Origin of the sequence: Ectothiorhodospira sp. BSL-9 (assembly GCF_001632845.1) — a bacterium.
In the GTDB taxonomy this organism is placed as follows: domain Bacteria; phylum Pseudomonadota; class Gammaproteobacteria; order Ectothiorhodospirales; family Ectothiorhodospiraceae; genus Ectothiorhodospira.
Map to the genome: position 1 here is coordinate 3,501,259 of NZ_CP011994.1, position 18,864 is coordinate 3,520,122.

Sequence of the window (18,864 nt, forward strand, 5' to 3'; positions counted from 1 at the left end):
CCAGGCATCAATCCAACTTGGGGTGGTCAATAAAAATAATCGTCTTGCAGATTCCGGAGAAAGGTTTATAAGGCTCGCTCAACAACCACGATCCTGGAGATCTCATCAACATGAGCCTGTCCCCTGATGCCTTTCTGGCAGACGACGACGAACCCGCTTTTGACTGGCAGGACCCGGAGTCTCCGACGCGTCTGTCGGCCCGGCGTTCCCTGGAACTGTACCTGGAACGCAAGGCCCTGCGCCGCCGACTGGAAGACACCTTCGACGACGCCCCCCTGAACGACGGAGAATGGGACTGGCACTAAGCGCCCCGTTCCGACGCCCCCTCCCCCAGCAATTGCATCAACGCCGCCTCGTCCAGCACCGGCACCCCCAGCTGTTCCGCCTTGTCGCGCTTGGAGCCGGCGGCGTCCCCCGCGATCACTCCCGTGGTCTTCTTGGACACACTGCCCGACACCTTGGCCCCCAGCGCCCGCAAGCGGGCGCCGGCCTCATCCCGGGTCATGGATGACAGGGTGCCGGTGAGCACATAGGTGCAACCGGCCAGGGGCTGATCCTCCTCCGATGGCTGGGCGGCGGGTTCGTGCTCATCCCAGCGCACACCCGCTGCCCGCAGGGCCTGGATGACCTCCCGGTTATGCGCCTGGGAGAAGAATGCCGAGACATGCTCGGCCACCTTGGGCCCCACGTCCGGCACCTGCATCAGGGTGTCGGCATCCGCCGCCATCAGGGCATCCAGACTGCCGAAATGGCCGGCCAGGCCCCGGGCCGTGGCCTCGCCCACCTCGCGGATGCCCAGGGCAAAGATGAACCGGGCCAGGGTGGTCTGCTTGCTCTTCTCCAGGGCGGCCACCAGATTGGCCGCCGATTTCTCGCCCACGCGCTCCAGACCCGCCAGGCTAGCGGTATCCAGGGCGTAAAGACCATCCACATGATCCACCAGGCCCTGGTCCACCAGCTGCTCCACCAGCTTGTCCCCCAGGCCCTCGATGTCCAGGGCCCGGCGGGAGGCGAAATGCTTGATGGCCTCGCGGCGCTGGGCACCACAGTAAAGCCCACCGGAGCAGCGGGACACCGCCTCCCCTTCGGGCCTGACCACCGATGAACCGCACACCGGGCAGGTCTCGGGCATGACGATGGCGCGGGCATCCTCGGGACGACGATCCTTCACCACCCCTGCCACCTCGGGGATTACATCCCCGGCGCGGCGCACGATCACCGTGTCGCCGATGCGCACGTCCTTGCGCAGCACCTCGTCCATGTTATGCAAGGTGGCATTGCTCACCGTCACGCCCCCCACGAAGACCGGCTCCAGGCGGGCCACCGGGGTCACCGCCCCGGTGCGGCCTACCTGGAACTCCACATCCCTGAGCACCGTGATCTGCTCCTGGGCCGGGTATTTGTGGGCGATGGCCCAGCGCGGCGCCCGGGAGACGAAGCCCAGTTCCTGCTGCAGGCGAAGGGAATTGACCTTGTACACCACCCCGTCGATCTCGTAGGGCAGTGCATCCCGGGCCTCGCGGATCCGCTGGTAGTATTCCAGGCAACCTTCGCCGCCGCGGACCACGTCTCGCTCCGGACAGACCCGCAGGCCCCAGCGGGCCAGTTGATCCAGGGTCCCGCCCTGGGTGTCGCTCAGGCTGCCTGTCTCCACATGCCCCACGCCATAGGCAAAGAAGGACAGGGGACGTTCAGCGGTGATCCGGGGGTCCAACTGCCGCAGGCTGCCGGCAGCGGCATTACGGGGATTCACGAAGACCTTGCCGCCGTTCTCCCGGGCCCGCGCATTCAGCTCCTCAAAGCGAGCCTTCTCCATATAGACTTCCCCCCGAATCTCCATACGGGGCGGATGATCCTCGCCCTGAAGCCTCAAGGGGATGGCGCGAATGGTGCGGATATTGGAGGTGATGTCCTCGCCGGTGGTGCCATCCCCCCGGGTGGCGCCGCGCACCAGCTGGCCGTGCTCATAGAGCAGGCTCACCGCCAGGCCATCCAGCTTGGGCTCCACCGCATAGTCCAGGGTGTCGTGGGTGTCCAGGCGTTCGCGCAGGCGCTGATCAAAGGCCTGCACCTCGGCCTCCTCGAAGGCATTGTCCAGTGAGAGCATGGGCAGCAGGTGGCGGGCCTCGGGAAAGGCCTGCAGGGGGGATCCGCCCACCCGCTGGGTGGGTGAGTCGGGCGTGACCAGGTCGGGGTATTCGGCCTCCAGGGCCTGCAGCTCACGCATCAACTGGTCATAGGCGGCATCCGGTATCTCCGGGTCGTCCAGGACGTAGTAGCGATAATCATGATGGTCCAGCTGGCTGCGCAGGGCCGCCACCTTCTCCCGGGCGGCCTCGGGTACGGCATCATTCATCAGTTTGCGCGTCACTTGCGATCACAGCCCCCTGCGCAGCTTCCACTGCCGGATATCCTCCCGGGTGTGCTGGTTGCCCTGGGGCGTCACTGCGCTGCGGGAGGCGTCCAGCACCTGTCCGTTCAGGCGCTCCGCCAGCTTCTCGGCACAGGTGAGCATGGCATCGAAGCTTTCCAGGGGATCACAGGGTCCCGGCAAGCGCAGGAACAGGCTCACGCCCGGGGTGGTGAATTCGTCCATGGTCTCCGGGTCAAAGGTGCCCGGCTTGACCATATTGGCCAGGCTGAACAGGGTGAAGTTGCGCTGACCGTCAGAGACGTTCAGATGATAAATACCCAGATCCCCATGCTGCAGGCCCATGTCGGCCAGGGCCGCCTGCAGGTTCACGCCCAGGAACCGATCCTGATTCGGAGCCACCACATGCAGGACAATGATCTTGTCATCGGCCTCCGGTTGCGTGGTGGATCCGGCTTCATTCTCTTCAGCCAACGCCGCGTCCGACTGACTTGAGCCGGCCTTGCGGCCACGGAAAAACTGGCCCAGGTCGGGCATGCGCGGCGCCTTGATGGCGGGCATGGAAGGCTTCGGGAGGCTGCCCTTGAGTCGGGCGAGCAGACTCGCCTTCCCGCCACGGGGGCGCCGACTTGCGCCGCCGTGGCCGCGGGAGCGCATCGGCCGGGCCGGGCGCTCGGTGGTCACGGACTCAGGTTTTTCCGAAGCGGAGGCCGAATCCGGCGACGCTTCCTGGCCCAAAAAGGGCTCGGCGTCATCCTTCCGGGGTTCATCACGGTGAACCACCCGCACCTCACCCACGCCCACCTCGTCAAAAACGGGCTCCTTGCGCTGCGACGCCAGGGGGTCCTCATCCACGGACTGCCCCTCTGCCCGCGAAGACGACGGCGTGAAGCCCTCGTCAGCACGAATATGCACGTGCTCCAATTCGTCCGCATCCATCCCGTCGTCGTCCAGATCACGGGGACGACGCGGCTGGCGAACGCGCCCGGCCAGGTAGATCCCGGCCAGGATCATGATCCCCAGTAACAGTAGAATCCAACGCAACGTATCCATCTCCCCGGTCCTGTCTCTGTATTCGGTTTCAAAGGGTGCCGTGCCGATCAGCCAATGGCCATCTGCGCCGCCTCTTCCACATCCACTGTGACCAGCCGCGACACACCCGGCTCCCGCATGGTCACGCCAATGAGCTGATCGGCCATTTCCATGGTGGCCTTGTTGTGGGTGATGAAGATGAACTGCACACGTTCCGACATCTCCCTCACCAGGTCACAGAAACGACCCACGTTGGCCTCGTCCAGCGGCGCGTCCACTTCATCCAGCATGCAGAAGGGTGCCGGGTTAAGCTCGAAGATGGCAAATACCAGGGCCACTGCTGTGAGCGCCTTCTCACCACCGGACATCAGATGGATGGTGGACAGTCGCTTGCCAGGAGGACGCGCCAGCACCGCCACCCCGGTGGTGAGCAGATCGTCGCCGGTCATCTCCAGGTGGGCCTGGCCGCCCCCGAACAGGCGCGGAAACATCTCCTTGAGACGCACGTTCACCCGTTCAAAGGTCTCCCGGAAACGGGACCGTGTCTCCCGGTCGATGCGCTGAATCGCATTTTCCAGGGTTTCCAGGGCCTCCACCAGATCCGCGTACTGATTGTCCAGATACTGTTTGCGCTCGCGCTGCTCCCGGTATTCGTCGATGGCCGCCAGGTTGATGGCCCCCAGGCGCTGAATACGCTGGGCCAGATCATCGGCCCGCGCCTGCCAGGCCTCCACACCGGCCTCGGCGTCCAGTTGTGCCAGCAGGGTGTCGGCTTCGAACCCGCTCTCCTGCAGTTGTTCCAGACTGGTCTGCCTTCGAACCTTAATCTCCTGCCAGGCCATGCGCAATTCATCCAGGCCCTGGCGCAGGGATTCCGCCTCCCGCTCCTGGGTGACCCGCGCCTGATCCGTCTCGCGCATCCGGGCCTCCAGGGACTGCACCTGGGCTCGCGCCCGGGCCAGTTCGTCCTCCAGGGCCACGCGCTCGCTGACCAGGGTCTCCAGGGTGGTTTCCAGTTCCACGATGGGCTCGCCAGAGGCATCCAGGGATTCGCGCAGGGTCTCCAGGCGCAGTTCCAGTTGTGAGGCCTGGCTGCGCATGCGGGTGAGGCTCTGCTGGGTGGCATCCCGTGACGCCGTGAGGGATTGCACCTGCAGGGCCACCTGGTGAACCGCGTCGCGTCGCGTGCGAGCCTCGCTGCGTACCGCCTCCAGGCTTTGGCGCAGGGTATCCCGTTCCGCATCCAGCCCTTCCCGCTCCCGGGCCAGGGCCTCCATCTGCGAGACCGCTTCGTTGCGCTTGCGGGTGGCCTGCTGCAGGGCCTGCGCGTCGCGCTCGCGGGTCTGACGGATATCCGCCATCTCGTCGGACACGCGCTGGATGCGGGTTTCCATCTGCTCCAGACGGGTCTGGCGGTTGCTGAGCTGGGCCTGCAGGTCGGACACCGAGCGGTGGGCCCGATTGACCTCCTGCTGCAACCGATCCCGTTCACCTTCCAGTTCGCGCCGGGCCTCCCGCTGATCCTCGATCAGGGTCTGGCGGGTGTCGACGGACGCCTTGAGGGTCTCGATTTCCTCCTTGAGGCTGCGGATTTCCTTGTCGCGGGCCAGTAGCCCGGCGTGCTCGTCATGATCCCGAGCGATCCTCAGCCACCGTGGGCCCAGCCACAGGCCATCGGGTGTGATCACGGATTCGTGAGGCTCAAGACGCGGGCGCAGGGCCAGGGCGGCGTCCAGATCCGGGGCGGTACGAATGCCCCTCAGCAACGCGCTGATGGGCAGGCGCGAGGTGATCCGGTCCATCAGCAGGTCGCCCCCGGTGGCTTCGGTGGGGGCCTCTGCAGCTTCCTCGAAGACCACCAACTGCCCCTGCTCCAGGCTGCCGGTGACCTGGACCACCGCCTCCAGGTCCTTTACACAAACCGCTTCCAGGAACGGGCCGAGCACGGTCTCGACCGCCTTTTCCCAGCCGGGTGCCACATCCAGGGTCTCGCCCAGTCGCGGCACTCCGTCCAGGCCCTGGCCTTCCAGCCAGTCCACCAGGGTCTTCGCCTCCTTGCCCAGGGCCGCCTGTTGCAGCGCCTCCAGGGAGGCCAGCCGACCGCCGTGCGCCTGCAGGCGGCGGCGCCATTCCTCCAGTTCAGCGGCCTGTGAGCGGCTCTCATCCCGATTTTCCTGAATACGGTCTGCCGTTTCCTGAAGGGTATCCTGCAGTGCCCGCTCCTGTTCCCGGGCCTGTTCCACCTCTTCGGCGACGGCATCGATCTCTGCTTGCAGCCCTTCGCTGGACAGGCCCTTGAGTTCATCGTCCAGCCGCCCATAGCGGGCGTCCAGCTGACCGATCTGGTTCTCCAGTTGCTCCAGGCGGGCGCGCTCAACCTGGGCCACCTGACTGGGCTCGGCGGCACGTCGATTGAAATCCTCCCAGCGCCCCTGCCAGTCGTTCATGGCCTGCTCGGCCTCGGAGAGGCGCTCATTGACCTCTTCCAGGGCCTCACTGCCCACTTCGTGCTCCGGTTCCAGGTCTTCCAGGGCGGCGAGTACGTCCACCAGGCGTTCTTCGTCGGCCTGGATATGACCCGTGGTCTCTGCCTGGGCCTGTTCGGCCTGCTGCAACTCACGGGACTGGCGTTCCTGCATCTCCTTGTGATGGCGTATGGACTGCTCGGTGCCGGAGATGTCGGCGCCGAGCCGGTAGTAGCGCCCCTGCACCTGGTTGAGGGTCTCGTTGGCCTCGTGCAGGGCCTGGCGATCGCGTTCCAGGGCGGTTTCCTGCTGGCGCTGCGAGGCCACCACCTCTTCCAGACGGGTTTCCTGGATGCGCAGGGTCTGTTCACGCCGTTGGGCCTCCTGGTCCAGATCCCGCAGGCGCAGGGCCAGCAGTTCGGCCTTGACCCGACGTTCTTCGTCGCGCAGGGATTTGTACTTCTCGGCCGTCTCGGCCTGGCGCTGCAGGTGCTTGAGGTGTTTTTCCACCTCGTCGCGCACGTCCTGCAGGCGTTCCAGGTTCTCGCGGGTGTGCCGGATGCGGGTTTCGGTCTCCCGGCGGCGTTCCTTGTATTTGGAGATCCCGGCGGCCTCTTCCAGGTAGACGCGCAGTTCCTCGGGCTTGGCCTCGATGAGGCGGGAGATCATGCCCTGTTCAATGATGGCGTAACTGCGCGGACCCAGGCCGGTTCCCAGGAAGATGTCGGTGATGTCCCGGCGGCGGCAGCGGGTGCCGTTGAGGAAATACTGGGATTGCCCATCGCGGCTCACGCGACGCTTGATGGCGATCTCGTTGTATTGGGCGTACTGGCCGCCCAGACCACCGTCGCTGTTGTCGAAGATCAGTTCGATGGAGGCCTGGCCCACGGGCTTGCGGGAGGAGGAGCCGTTGAAGATGACGTCTTCCATGGAATCGCCACGCAGGTACTTGGCGGAGGATTCGCCCATCACCCAGCGCACGGCGTCGATGGTGTTGGACTTGCCGCAGCCATTGGGGCCCACCACGCCCACCCGGTTACTGGGGAAGGGAATGGTGGTGGGGTCCACGAAGGACTTGAACCCGGCGAGCTTGATCTTGCTCAAACGCATGATGGACTGCCGAATCCAGAAGAAAACGCTAAACTATACGGCTTGTAACCCATGAACCCTCGATTCTCGCGGTGGCGCCCGGCGCGCCGCGATCAGACTGGATTGATACTGATGACCACCCAGCCCAGTAAGCAACTGGAAACCTTTGAAAACCCCAATAAAGCGCGTGATTATACCATTCGTATCCAGGTGCCGGAGTTCACTTGTCTGTGCCCCAAGACGGGTCAGCCGGACTTCGCCGAGCTGCGACTGGAGTATGTGCCCGATGAGCGCTGTGTGGAACTGAAGTCACTCAAGCTGTATGTGTGGTCTTTCCGCGACGAGGGTGCCTTCCACGAGGCGGTGACCAACCGCATCCTGGAGGATCTGGTCAAGGCGACCCAGCCACGTTTCATGCGGCTGACGGCGGAGTTCAATGTGCGCGGAGGGGTGTACACCACGGTGGTGGTGGAGCACCGGGATCCGCAGTGGGTGGCGCCTGAGGAGGTGAAACTGCCTTGAGCTTGGGGCTGGCAGTGCCCGGGGGCTGCGTTGGGGCGGCATCTTTCCGGGGGCTGCCGGGTTGTGCCCGGGTTTGATATCGCGGCCGGCACTCCCAGGGCTTGACCTTGGGGCCAGCAGATTCCCGGGGACGCCGTAAGGAACCCACCCCCGGGAATCTGCACCGAGCTTGAGTGGCTTCGCCGTTACTAAAACCCCTCTCTCCCCAACCCGAACATCTCACCATGCCATATCCCTCCTGTCACCTGGGCATCGACATGGGCACCTCCGGATGTCGCGCGGCTGCCGTGGCACCCGATGGGGCACTCATCACCAGCCACGCCGTGGCGGTTGAAGCCCCGCTGCGCAACGGCCCGGCCGTGGAACAGGACCCTGCCCTTTGGTGGACCGCCCTGCAGGAGGTACTGACCCAACTCGCTTCCACCCTGCCCTGCCCGCCCCGCACCCTGGCCATTGACGGCACCTCAGCCACATTGCTGCTGACAGACACCGAAGGCAAACCCCTCGGGCCGGCGCTCATGTACAACGACGCCCGGGCACGGATGCAGGCTGATCGCATCGCCGCGGTGGCACCCAGTGACAGCGGCGCCCATGGAGCCAGTTCCAGCCTGGCCAAGCTGCTTTGGTGGCTGGAACATCACCCGGACCAGGCCGGGCGCGCCGCTCATGCCCTGCACCAAGCGGACTGGCTGGCGGGATGCCTGACCGGCCGCTTCGGTGACAGCGATGAGAACAATTGCCTGAAACTGGGCCATGACCCCGTTGAACGCCGTTGGCCGCAATGGCTGAACAGGCTGCACTTACCGGAACACCTTCTCCCCCGAGTCTCACCGCCAGGCACACCGCTGGCGCACATTCGGCCCGATCTGGCCCGGCAACTGGGGTTGCCCCCTGACCTCCGGATCATCGCCGGCACCACCGACAGCGTTGCCGCCTTCCTGGCCACTGGCGCCGATCGCCCTGGCGAGGCGGTTACCTCCCTGGGCAGCACCCTGGCCATCAAGCTGCTGTCTGATCATCCCATCTTTGCCCCGCAATACGGCATCTACAGCCATCGTCTGCACGACCGCTGGCTGGTGGGCGGGGCCTCCAACAGCGGCGGGGCGGTGCTGCGTCAGCATTTCAGCGATGAACAGATGGCCGACATGGCCCCGCGACTGAGGCCCGAGGAACCCACCGGTCTCGATTACTACCCGCTGTCTGGTGTGGGGGAACGTTTTCCCGTCTGCGACCCGACCATGGCGCCCAGGGTCTCGCCCCGTCCGGAGGGTGATGTGGTGTTCTTTCAGGGATTGCTGGAAGGGATCGCGGCCATCGAGGCTCAGGGGTATGCGTTGTTGAGGGAACTGGGGGCACCCGCGCTGACCTCCATCCGCAGCGTGGGTGGCGGCGCGCGGAATCCGGCCTGGACCCGAATTCGGGAGATCCGGTGTGGTGTACCCATGGTGGCGGCCCGGGAGACGGAGGCGGCGTATGGGGTGGCGTTGTTGGGGGTTGGCTGGGGATGAGGGGAAAGGAGCCCTAAGCCCGCCAATCCCGAGACCGCAGGTTAGCCCTCTCCCCGCTGCTGACGCCGCCACAACGCCGCATAGGAACCCTCCGCCGCCAGCAACGCATCATGCGTACCCTGCTCCACCACACGACCATGCTCCAGCACCAGGATGGTGTCCGCGTCCTCCACCGTGGACAGCCGGTGCGCGATGGCCAAGGTGGTGCGCTCGCGGGCGATCTCCCGCAGGGCCCCCAGGATAGCCTGCTCCGAGTGGGAATCCAGGGAGGATGTGGCCTCGTCCAGCACCAGAATGGGTGGATCCTTGAGGATCACCCGGGCAATGGCGATACGCTGCTTCTCACCACCCGACAGCTTCAGCCCGCGCTCGCCCACCACCGTATCGTACCCCTCCGGCAAACGCTGGATGAACGCCTCCAGATGCGCCAACCGGGCCGCCCGGTGAACCTCCTCCGGGGTCGCATCCGGGCGCCCATAGGCGATGTTGTAATAGATGGTATCGTTGAACAGGACCGTATCCTGAGGCACCACCCCGATGGCCGCTCGCAGACTGTCCTGGGTGACCTCGCGGATATCCTGACCGTGGATGGTGATGCGCCCCCTGTCCACATCGTAAAAACGGAACAACAGCCGCGCGATGGTCGACTTGCCCGCCCCACTGCTGCCCACCAGGGCCAACTTGTGGCCCGCCGGCACCCGGAAGCTCACCTCATGCAGGATCTGCCGGTCCGCCCCGTAACCGAAACTCACCCCCCCAAAGGCCACCTCGCCCCCATCCGGCACCAACGGCCGGGCATCCGGGCGATCCACCACCTGCGCTGGCTGATCCATGAGCCGGAACACCCGCTCGATATTGATCAGGGACTCGCGGATCTCCCGGTACACGAAACCCAGGAAATTCAGGGGAATGAACAACTGGATCATGTAGGCATTCACCATCACCAGATCACCGATGGTCATGCTGCCATCGGCCACCTGAGTGGCCGCCATCACCATCATCACCGTGATCGCCCCCGCGATGATGAAGGCCTGCCCCGAATTCAGGGCCGCCAGGGAGAGGCGATTGTTCATCCGCGCCGTCTCCCAGGCCTCCAGGTCCGTGTCGTAACGGCGGGCCTCGTAACCCTCGTTGCCGAAATACTTCACCGTCTCGAAGTTGAGCAGACTGTCCACCGCCCGGGTGTTGGAGCGGTTGTCCATCTGGTTGGCCTGGCGCACGAAACGGTTGCGCCATTCGGTCACCACCACCGAGAAGGCGATATAGATGGCCACCGCCACCACCACGGTGACCGCGAAACCAGGGCTCAGGAACACGAACAGGATCACCGCCACCATGGCGATCTCCAGCAGGGTGGGCAGGATGTTGAACAGGGTGAAACGCAGCAGGAAGCTGATGCCGGTGGTGCCACGCTCGATGTCCCGGGCCAGCCCACCCGTGCGGCGGGACAGGTGAAACCCCAGATCCATGCGGTGCAGATGCTCGAATACCCGCAGCGACACCCGGCGCATGGCCCGCTCCGCCACCCGCGCGAACACGGCGTCCCGCAGCTCCGAAAAGAACACCGACCCGAAGCGCAGCAGACCGTAGGCCACCAGCAGGGCCACCGGCACCACCATCACCGCTGTCCCGGGGGATGACTCGAAATGATCGACGATATACTTCAGGGCCACCGGAACCGCCACATTGGCCAGCTTGGCCAGGGTGAGCAGGACCAGGGCCAGGATCACCCGCCCCCTGAACTCCATCAGATAGGGGATCAGACTGAGCAGGATCCGCCAGTTCACGCGCTGATCCGAATAGGCGTAATCGGAACGGTATCTCACAGGGTCAACAGCGACTTCAGGCTCATGGAGGGCACCTCATGTGACCCCGCGCCGCGAGGCCTTCAGCACTTTTGAATAGATACTTATAAGGAAAAACCGTAAAGCGTGTCAGGAAGCGAACCTCAGGGCAATAGCCAGAGACCTTGATTCCTCGGCGCCCACGTGCCTTTTATCAATGAAATACTCAAAATGGCCTCTACGGCTGTTGTTTTAACCCACACATCTCAATAGTCTGTCTCAAACCTCCCCCCTTTCCCCACAGGTAGATCTGCATGACCTTCAGCCTGAATCAGCATGGCATCAGCGTGGCGAAAGTGCTGCGCAACCCCTCCCCCGCCGTCCTCTACGAAGAGGCCCTCGCCCACGAACACGGCACCGCCATCTCCTCCACGGGCGCCCTGATCGCCCGCTCCGGCGACAAGACCGGTCGCAGCCCCAAGGACAAGCGGGTCGTCTCCCACGATCATATCAATGATGACGTCTGGTGGGGGTCGGTCAACGTGGGTCTGGAAGCGGCCAGCTTTGATGCCCTGCGCACCCAGGCGGTGGATCACCTGAACACCTGCTCGCGCCTGTATGTCATTGATGGCTTCGCCGGCTGGGACCCACGCTACCGGGTGCGCATTCGTGTGATCTGCGAACGGGCCTATCATGCCCTGTTCATGCGCAACATGCTGATCCGCCCGAGCCAGGAAGAACTGGAGAATTTCGGCGAGCCCGATTACGTCATCTACAACGCTGGCCGCGCATCGGCGGATACCAGCATCCTGGGCGTGAAAAACCCCACCAGCGTCAGCCTGTGCTTTGCCCGGGGCGAGTTCGTCATTCTGGGCACCGAATACGCCGGGGAGATGAAGAAGGGCGTGTTCACCATCATGAACTACATCATGCCCAAGCAGGATGTGCTGTCCATGCACTGTTCCGCCAACGAAGGCAAGGAAGGTGATGTTTCCATCTTCTTCGGCCTCTCGGGCACGGGCAAGACCACCCTTTCCGCCGATCCGGATCGCTATCTCATCGGCGACGACGAGCACTGCTGGTCCGACCAGGGCGTGTTCAACATCGAGGGTGGCTGCTACGCCAAGGCCATCAATCTGGACCCCAAGGCCGAACCCGAGATCTTCAACGCCATCCGCTTTGGCGCCGTACTGGAGAATGTGGTCTACGACAAGGACACCCGCGAGGTGAATTACGAGGATAGCTCCCTCACGGAGAACACCCGCTGCTCCTACCCGGTGGAATTCATCCCCAACACCAAGATCCCCTGCACCGGTGGACATCCGCGCAATCTGGTGTTTCTCACCTGTGATGCCTTCAGCGTGCTGCCGCCGGTCAGCCGCCTCACCCCTGCCCAGGCCATGTACCACTTCATCAGTGGTTACACCGCCAAGGTCGCCGGTACGGAAGTGGGCGTGACCGAGCCCGAGGCCACCTTCTCCGCCTGCTTCGGAGCGCCCTTCCTGGTCTGGCACCCCACCCGCTATGCCGAACTGCTGGCGGAGCGCATCCGTGAGCATGATGTGCGCGTCTGGCTGGTGAACACCGGCTGGAGCGGCGGCCCCTATGGCGTGGGCAAGCGCATGAGCATCGCCCACACCCGCGCCATCATCGATGCCATCCACGATGGCTCGCTGGAAAAGTCGGAAACGGTGAAGGACCCCATCTTCGGCGTGCAGATTCCGGCCACCTGCCCCAACGTGCCCGACGAGGTGCTGATCCCGTCCAACACCTGGGAAGACAAGCAGGCCTATCAGGACACGGCGGCGAAACTGGCCATGCTGTTCCACAACAACTTCAGAACGTATGAGGACCAGGCCAGCGAGGAGATTCGCCAGGCAGCACCGCGGGTGCCGGAAAGCGCGTAAGGGACAAATGGGGACGGATACCTTTTTAGGGGACGGATTTTAATCCGTCCCCTAAAAAGGTATCCGTCCCCATTTATTGTTTTCAAAGGCAGTCGAAGGACTTCTCCAGAAAACCCCCCAGTCCCCGCACATAATCCTCTCCGCTGCGCATGAAGCCATCATTGTGGCCACCGCGCATCTCCAGCACGGATACTTCCCTTGCCTGCCCGGCGGCCTGTTTGAGCCGCTCCAGGTGTGAGTGGGGGACAATCTCATCGTCACGGCTGTGGGCCAGCAGTATCGGGGACTCCACCTGCTCCAGTGCCCGGCGGGTGTCATACTCGAAACGCAGCAGGGTGCGCACCGGTACCCAGGGGTAGAGTTCCGCTCCCAGATCCGGGGCGCTGGTGAAGGCCGACTCCAGGATCAATGCGCCCGGCTGCACCTGGGCCCCCGTGTACGCGGCCACCGCAGCACCCAGTGAGCGCCCGAAGATCACCACCTCTTCCGGGGCATAATCACGTTCCTCCACCAGGTGATGCCAACCTGCCAGGGCATCCCGATAGGTGCCCTCCTCCGTGGGTGACCCGCTACTCTTGCCATAGCCACGGTAATCCAGAATCAGCACCGACAATCCGATTCGGTGAAAGATATCCAGGGATTCCAGGCGATGACTGATGTTGCCGGCGTTGCCATGCAGGAACAGCAGGACGGGGGCCCGGCATTCATTGGACTGCGCGCCTGCCTGCCCCTCCGCGCCCTCCCGGGCCGGGATGAACCAGGCGTGCAGACGCTCCCCGTCCTCGGTATCCAGCCAGACCTCCTCGTAGGGCAGACCCGCATCGGAGGGTGAGGCGCTGTGAGCCGACATGGGCAGAAAGACCATCTGCCCCTGGGTGAGGTAGAGCATGCCCACGAAGGCCCCGTAGGCACCCAGCCCGATCAATACCACCATCATCAATGTACGCATGGGTGCCAGTGTAACCAGCCAAAACCACTCAGGCCAACCACTTCCCCAGCCGCTCCAGTGCAGCCTCCAGCACCGGTACATCACGGGTGTAGGCGAAGCGCAGATGCTGGCGTGCCCCGTAGTTTCCAAAATCGATCCCCGGCGTGACTGCCACACCGGCCTCATCCAGCAGGCGCTCGGCCAGCACGAAACTGTCCTCGCCCCAGGCGGTGCTGTTGCCGTAGATGTAAAAGGCCCCCTGCGGCGTCACCGACACCCGCAGACCCAGCGAGCGCAAGCCGGGCAGCAATACATCCCTGCGTTGCCGAAAGGCCTCCCGGCGCTCGTCCAGGATCTCCCGGCAGGCAGGCGTGAAGGCTGCCAGGGCGGCATGCTGGGCGGGAGTGGAGGCCGCCAGGAAGAGATTCTGGGCCAGTTTGTCCAGTTCCCGCACATAGGGTTCCGGGGCCACCACCCAGCCCAGACGCCAGCCGGTCATGCCAAAGAACTTGGAAAAGCTGTTGATCACGAAGACCTGATGGGACAGGCCCGCCGCGGTCATGGGTTGAGCCCCGTAAACCAGCCCCTGATAGATCTCATCCACAATCAGGTTACCGCCCTGGGAGCGGGCAAAGTCGATCATGGACTTGAGGCTGTGGACGTCGGTGAGGGTGCCGGTGGGGTTGGAGGGGGTGGCCACCATGGCGGCGGCGGTGCGTTCGTTCCAGGTGTCGGCCAGATGATCCGGGGTGAGCTGATAGGCTGTATCCGGCCCCACGGAAACGCCCACCGGTTCCCCCTCCATGGCGCGCACAAAATGCCGGTTACAGGGATAGCCGGGATCGGCCATGATCACCTGGGCGCCCGGGTCCACCAGCACGCCCATCACCAGTAGCAGCGCGCCGGAGGCCCCCGGCGTGATCACGATCCGCTCCGGGGGCACATGGGCCCCGTATTCATCCTGATAGAAACGGGCAATGGCCTCGCGCAGGGCGGGCAAGCCCGTGGCCGGGGTGTAATGGGTATGACCATCGGCCAGGGCCTGACGACCCGCCTCGACGATGGGCGCCGGGGTGGGGAAATCGGGCTCACCGATCTCCAGGTGGATGATGTCCCGCCCCTGGGCCTCCAGCCGCCGCGCCCGGGCCAGCAGGTCCATCACGTGAAAGGGCTGGATGTCCGCCATGCGGCGGGCCACGGGCATGTTCGGGGTCATGGGTGGAGCCTAGCCTGCCTCGGGTCGCATGTGGGGGAACAGCAGCACATCCCGGATGGAGGGGGAATCGGTGAACAGCATCACCAGACGATCGATGCCGATGCCCTCACCCGCCGTGGGCGGCATGCCATGCTCCAGGGCGCGCAGATAATCGGCATCGAAATGCATGGCCTCGTCGTCGCCGGCCTCCTTCTCCTGCACCTGCTGGCGGAAGCGCTCTGCCTGGTCCTCGTAGTCGTTGAGCTCGGAGAAGCCGTTGGCGATCTCCCGCCCGCCCACGAAGAACTCGAAGCGATCCGTCACGAAGGGATCGTCGTCATTGCGTCGGGCCAGGGGTGAGACTTCCGTGGGATAGGCGGTGATGAAGGTGGGATGCCGCAGGCGTGACTCCGCCGTCTTTTCGAAGATTTCGATCCACACCTTGCCCAGGCCGTAGCCATCCTTGAGGGGGATGCCCAGGCGCTCGGCCACGGCGCGGGCCTTGGGCTCGTCTTCCAGATCGGCCGCGGTCAGATCCGGGTTGTACTTGAGGATGGCCTCCTTGACGGTGAGGCGCTCGAAGGGCTGACCGAAGTCATAGGTCTCGCCCTGGTAGCTGACTGTGGTGGTGCCCAGCACATCCCGGGTGAGGGTGCGCAGCAGGTCCTCGGTGAGATCCATGAGTTCATGGTAGGTCACGTAGGCCTCGTAGAACTCCAGCATGGTGAACTCGGGGTTATGCCGGGTGGACAACCCCTCGTTACGGAAATTGCGGTTGATCTCGTAGACCTTTTCGAAGCCCCCGACCACCAGGCGCTTGAGATACAGCTCCGGGGCGATGCGCAGGAACAGCTGCATGTCCAGGGCATTGTGGTGGGTGGCAAACGGCCGCGCCGTGGCCCCACCAGGTATGGACTGCATCATGGGGGTTTCCACTTCCAGGAAGTCCCGCGCATTCAGGTAATGGCGGATGCTCTGGATGATGCGTGTGCGGGTGCGGAAGATCTCCCGCACCGGTTCGTTCATGATCAGGTCCACATAGCGCTGGCGATAGCGGGTTTCCATGTCCGACAGACCGTGGAACTTCTCCGGCAGCGGCCGCAGGGACTTGGTGAGCAGGCGCAGGCTGTCCACCTTCACCGACAGCTCTCCGGTCTTGGTCTTGAACAGCGTGCCCTCGGCGCCCAGGATGTCGCCCACGTCCCAGGCCTTGAATTCCTGATAGCGCCCTTCGGGCAGTTCATCCCGCTGCACGAACAACTGAATGCGCCCGGACATGTCCAGCAGTTGCGTGAAACTGGCCTTGCCCATCACCCGTTTGGCCATCATCCGGCCGGCCACGGCCACGCGGATGGCATTGCTCTCGAACCATTCCGGCTCCCGCTCGCCATACTCGGCATGCAGCTCGCCGGCCATCACGTTGCGGCGAAAGTCATTGGGGAAGGCCGCGCCGTTATCTTCGCGCAGCTTGCCCAGCTTCTCCCTGCGCTGGGCAATGAGCTTGTTCTCGTCCTGGGTGTGGTCGTTCATCAGTCTGCCAATGGAATGCTATGTAACGGGATGACGCGGCAACACTGCTCCGCGGAATAGGGTGCGAGCGGCATCAAAGGCCGCTCTTGAGACTGGCCTCGATGAACTGGTCCAGATCCCCATCCAGCACCGCCTGGGTGTTACCCACCTCAACGCCGGTGCGCAGATCCTTGATACGGGATTGGTCCAGCACGTAGGAGCGGATCTGGCTGCCCCAGCCGATGTCCGCCTTGCTGTCTTCCATGGCCTGCTTTTCCGCATTGCGCTTTTGCAGTTCCAGCTCGTAGAGCTTGGCCCGCAGCTGGTTCATGGCGAAGTCCTTGTTCTTGTGCTGCGAACGACCGTTCTGGCAGGCAGTGACCACCCCGGTGGGCAAGTGGGTGATACGCACGGCGGATTCGGTCCGGTTCACATGCTGACCACCGGCGCCACTGGCCCGGTACACATCAATGCGCAGATCCGCCGGGTTGATCTCGATGTCGATATCATCGCTCACCTCCGGGGACACGAACACGGAGGTGAAGGAGGTGTGGCGGCGGTTGCCGGAATCGAAAGGAGACTTGCGCACCAGCCGGTGCACCCCGGTCTCGGTGCGCAGCCAGCCAAAGGCATAGGGGCCCTCAAAGCGCACTGTGGCGCTCTTGATGCCAGCCACTTCACCGGCGGAGACTTCCATCAGCTCGGTCTTGAAGTTACGGCGTTCACCCCAGCGCAGGTACATGCGCAGCAGCATCTCGGCCCAATCCTGGGCCTCGGTGCCGCCGGAGCCGGCCTGGATTTCCAGGAAGGCGGCGGAGTCGTCCATCTCGCCGGAGAACATGCGCTGGAATTCCAGGCCGGCGACGGTGGATTCGTATTGGTCCAGGTCCGATTGGACGGACTGGACGGTGTCCTCGTCGCCCTCGGCCTGGGCCATCTCCAGCAGTTCCTGGGCATCATCCAGGCCACCGCCGATGCGCTCCAGGTTGTGGACGATGCCTTCCAGGTGGGAACGCTCCTTGCCCAGGGCCTGTGCCTTGTCCGGGTCGTTCCAGATATTGGGGTCTTCCAGTTCCCGGTTTACTTCTTCCAGGCGTTCGCGCTTGGTATCGAAGTCAAAGATACCCCCTCAGGGCGTCCACACGCCCTTGCAGATCCTTGATGTGCGAAAACAGTGGGTTGAGTTCCAGCATGGGGCGGCCTTCCGACGGATGTTTGGGAAAACCGGGGATTTTAACATGCTGGAGGGGATGGTGCCCGCCGCCCCCTCATCCCCAACCCTTCGATCAGCGGATGTAATCGAACAAGGTCAGGCGCGCCACCTGGGTGTACGATTGCTGCGCTGCCTGCAAACCCACCTGCTGCAGGTTGAATCGGCTGATGGCCTCGGCATAGTCCAGGTCACGGATCTCGGAGATGGTGGTTTCCAGTTGCAGGATCTGATCCCGGTTGAGGTTATCCTGGTTCTCCAGCGCGTTGAGGCGGGCACCGACGGTGGCGCGGGTATCCAGGACATGGCCCAGGGCACTGTCCAGTTCGGACAGGCCACGGTTGATGGCATTGTTCACCGGGGCGGTGCTGGTGCCCACGGGGGATTGCAGGGCGTCGATGATGTTCTGGACACCGGTGAAGAGGCTTTGGGGTTTCGAGGGACGGATGGTGAACTCGTCATCGACTTTCGGAGTACCCTTGATATCGAAGCTGATGCCATTGAAGGCGATGGATTCCCCGCTCTTGAACGGCGCATCCACGGGTAGCTCATCGAACGGCGCAGTGTTAACTGGCGTACCGTTCTCAAAAGCCTGGACAGTGAAGGTTTCGCCATCGTCAGCAAATGTAACGCTGTAGCTCAATTCACCCGACGCAGCGTCAACGGCTTCCTGCCAGGCCTTACGATCCACCACACTCCCGCCCCCGATGACGCCGGAGCCCTCGTTCTCATCACCAGGCAGGGTGGTGAAGGTCCCATTCCCATCCTTGAGCGCCCCGGGCAGACCAGCATCCCCAAAGACCGCATTACCCGGATCCCCCACCGCCAGTTTGCGCACGGGGCTGATGTCCACCTGCCGGGCATTATCATCTCCCTGATACTTCACCTCGCCATCCTTCATGACAAAAGGCTGGGTCTGGGACTTGTAACCCGCGAACAGGTACTCCCCGTTGGCATCGCGGGTGTTACCCAGATCGACCAGGGAGTTGAGCACCTGCTGCATTTCGCCGGCGATGTAGCGCCGGGTTTCGTCGGTTTCCGTGGCGTTGTTGGCCTTCACCGAGAGTTCACGGATGCGCTGCAGGCCATCGCCCACGGAGGCCAGGGTGACCTCGGTGAGGCGCAGGCGCTGCTCGGCCAGGCCGCCGTTGCGCTGGAACTGCTTGGTCTGGTCGATGCGGCTCTCGAACTGCAGGGCCTGAACACTGCCACTGGGATCATCCGAGGGTGACAGGATGCGCCGCCCGGTGCCCAGCTGATTCTGGGTGCGGGAGATCTCGGCCTGCTGACGCTGAATCACGTCGATGCCGTTCTGGAAGATCTGGCTGGTGGATATCCTCATGA

The 18,864-nt window shown here is 63.9% G+C and carries 13 protein-coding genes; 4 read left to right on the forward strand and 9 right to left on the reverse strand.

Going from position 1 to position 18,864, the window contains the following annotated elements:
* The first annotated feature begins 110 nt into the window (after positions 1 to 110).
* Positions 111 to 305: a PA3496 family putative envelope integrity protein gene (locus ECTOBSL9_RS16035; RefSeq protein ID WP_063465897.1), complete on the forward strand. Its 195-nt coding sequence runs from the start codon at positions 111 to 113 to the stop codon at positions 303 to 305.
* Here the strand turns inward: ECTOBSL9_RS16035 and ligA are convergent.
* From ligA to smc, 3 genes are read right to left on the reverse strand one after another with little or no spacing between them, the layout of a single operon-like run.
* Positions 302 to 2,356: an NAD-dependent DNA ligase LigA gene (gene ligA, locus ECTOBSL9_RS16040; protein WP_063466256.1), complete on the reverse strand. Its 2,055-nt coding sequence runs from the start codon at positions 2,354 to 2,356 to the stop codon at positions 302 to 304. The two genes, ECTOBSL9_RS16035 and ligA, sit on opposite strands and share 4 nt — an antisense overlap.
* Positions 2,357 to 2,377: 21 nt before the next feature.
* Positions 2,378 to 3,424 (reverse strand): cell division protein ZipA, encoded by a 1,047-nt coding sequence (zipA, locus tag ECTOBSL9_RS16045; RefSeq protein ID WP_063465898.1) that lies wholly within the window; start codon positions 3,422 to 3,424, stop codon positions 2,378 to 2,380.
* A 47-nt stretch (positions 3,425 to 3,471) separates the two neighbouring features.
* On the reverse strand, positions 3,472 to 6,978 hold the full coding sequence (smc, locus tag ECTOBSL9_RS16050; protein WP_063465899.1) for a chromosome segregation protein SMC: 3,507 nt from the start codon (positions 6,976 to 6,978) through the stop codon (positions 3,472 to 3,474).
* Positions 6,979 to 7,089: 111 nt separating this feature from the next.
* Here smc and queF point away from each other — a divergent pair, with 111 nt between their 5' ends.
* Together queF and ECTOBSL9_RS16060 are read left to right on the forward strand one after the other, a co-directional pair.
* Positions 7,090 to 7,479 (forward strand): preQ(1) synthase, encoded by a 390-nt coding sequence (gene queF / locus ECTOBSL9_RS16055; RefSeq protein WP_063465900.1) that lies wholly within the window; start codon positions 7,090 to 7,092, stop codon positions 7,477 to 7,479.
* 224 nt (positions 7,480 to 7,703) lie between these two features.
* Positions 7,704 to 8,987 carry an FGGY-family carbohydrate kinase gene (locus ECTOBSL9_RS16060; protein WP_063465901.1) on the forward strand — a complete coding sequence of 428 codons (1,284 nt, stop codon included), beginning with the start codon at positions 7,704 to 7,706 and terminating at the stop codon, positions 8,985 to 8,987.
* Positions 8,988 to 9,028: 41 nt separating this feature from the next.
* On the opposite strand, the gene ECTOBSL9_RS16065 is transcribed toward ECTOBSL9_RS16060, so the two are convergent.
* On the reverse strand, positions 9,029 to 10,813 hold the full coding sequence (locus ECTOBSL9_RS16065) for an ABC transporter ATP-binding protein/permease (RefSeq protein WP_063465902.1): 1,785 nt from the start codon (positions 10,811 to 10,813) through the stop codon (positions 9,029 to 9,031).
* Between the two features lie 272 nt (positions 10,814 to 11,085).
* On the opposite strand from ECTOBSL9_RS16065, the gene pckA reads away from it, so the two are divergent.
* A complete protein-coding gene (gene pckA / locus ECTOBSL9_RS16070) occupies positions 11,086 to 12,678 on the forward strand; it encodes a phosphoenolpyruvate carboxykinase (ATP) (protein WP_063465903.1) in 1,593 nt (530 codons plus the stop codon).
* 82 nt (positions 12,679 to 12,760) lie between these two features.
* Here the strand turns inward: pckA and ECTOBSL9_RS16075 are convergent, their stop codons facing one another.
* The 5 genes from ECTOBSL9_RS16075 to flgL all read right to left on the reverse strand — a co-directional run bounded on the left by ECTOBSL9_RS16075 (position 12,761) and on the right by flgL (position 18,862).
* Positions 12,761 to 13,627 (reverse strand): alpha/beta hydrolase, encoded by an 867-nt coding sequence (locus ECTOBSL9_RS16075; RefSeq protein ID WP_063465904.1) that lies wholly within the window; start codon positions 13,625 to 13,627, stop codon positions 12,761 to 12,763.
* A 28-nt stretch (positions 13,628 to 13,655) separates the two neighbouring features.
* The gene (locus ECTOBSL9_RS16080) at positions 13,656 to 14,822 is read right to left on the reverse strand and encodes a pyridoxal phosphate-dependent aminotransferase (protein ID WP_063465905.1); all 1,167 of its coding nucleotides are present in this window, start codon (positions 14,820 to 14,822) and stop codon (positions 13,656 to 13,658) included.
* A gap of 9 nt (positions 14,823 to 14,831) precedes the next feature.
* Positions 14,832 to 16,331 (reverse strand): lysine--tRNA ligase, encoded by a 1,500-nt coding sequence (gene lysS / locus ECTOBSL9_RS16085; protein WP_063465906.1) that lies wholly within the window; start codon positions 16,329 to 16,331, stop codon positions 14,832 to 14,834.
* A 73-nt stretch (positions 16,332 to 16,404) separates the two neighbouring features.
* Positions 16,405 to 17,503 (reverse strand): peptide chain release factor 2 gene (gene prfB, locus ECTOBSL9_RS16090; RefSeq protein WP_156500159.1). Its coding sequence is split into 2 segments (ribosomal slippage): positions 16,405 to 17,427 and positions 17,429 to 17,503, totalling 1,098 coding nucleotides; the frame shifts between segments, so codons are not numbered across the junction.
* Positions 17,504 to 17,596: 93 nt separating this feature from the next.
* The gene (gene flgL / locus ECTOBSL9_RS16100) at positions 17,597 to 18,862 is read right to left on the reverse strand and encodes a flagellar hook-associated protein FlgL (protein ID WP_063465908.1); all 1,266 of its coding nucleotides are present in this window, start codon (positions 18,860 to 18,862) and stop codon (positions 17,597 to 17,599) included.
* Positions 18,863 to 18,864: the final 2 nt, after the last annotated feature.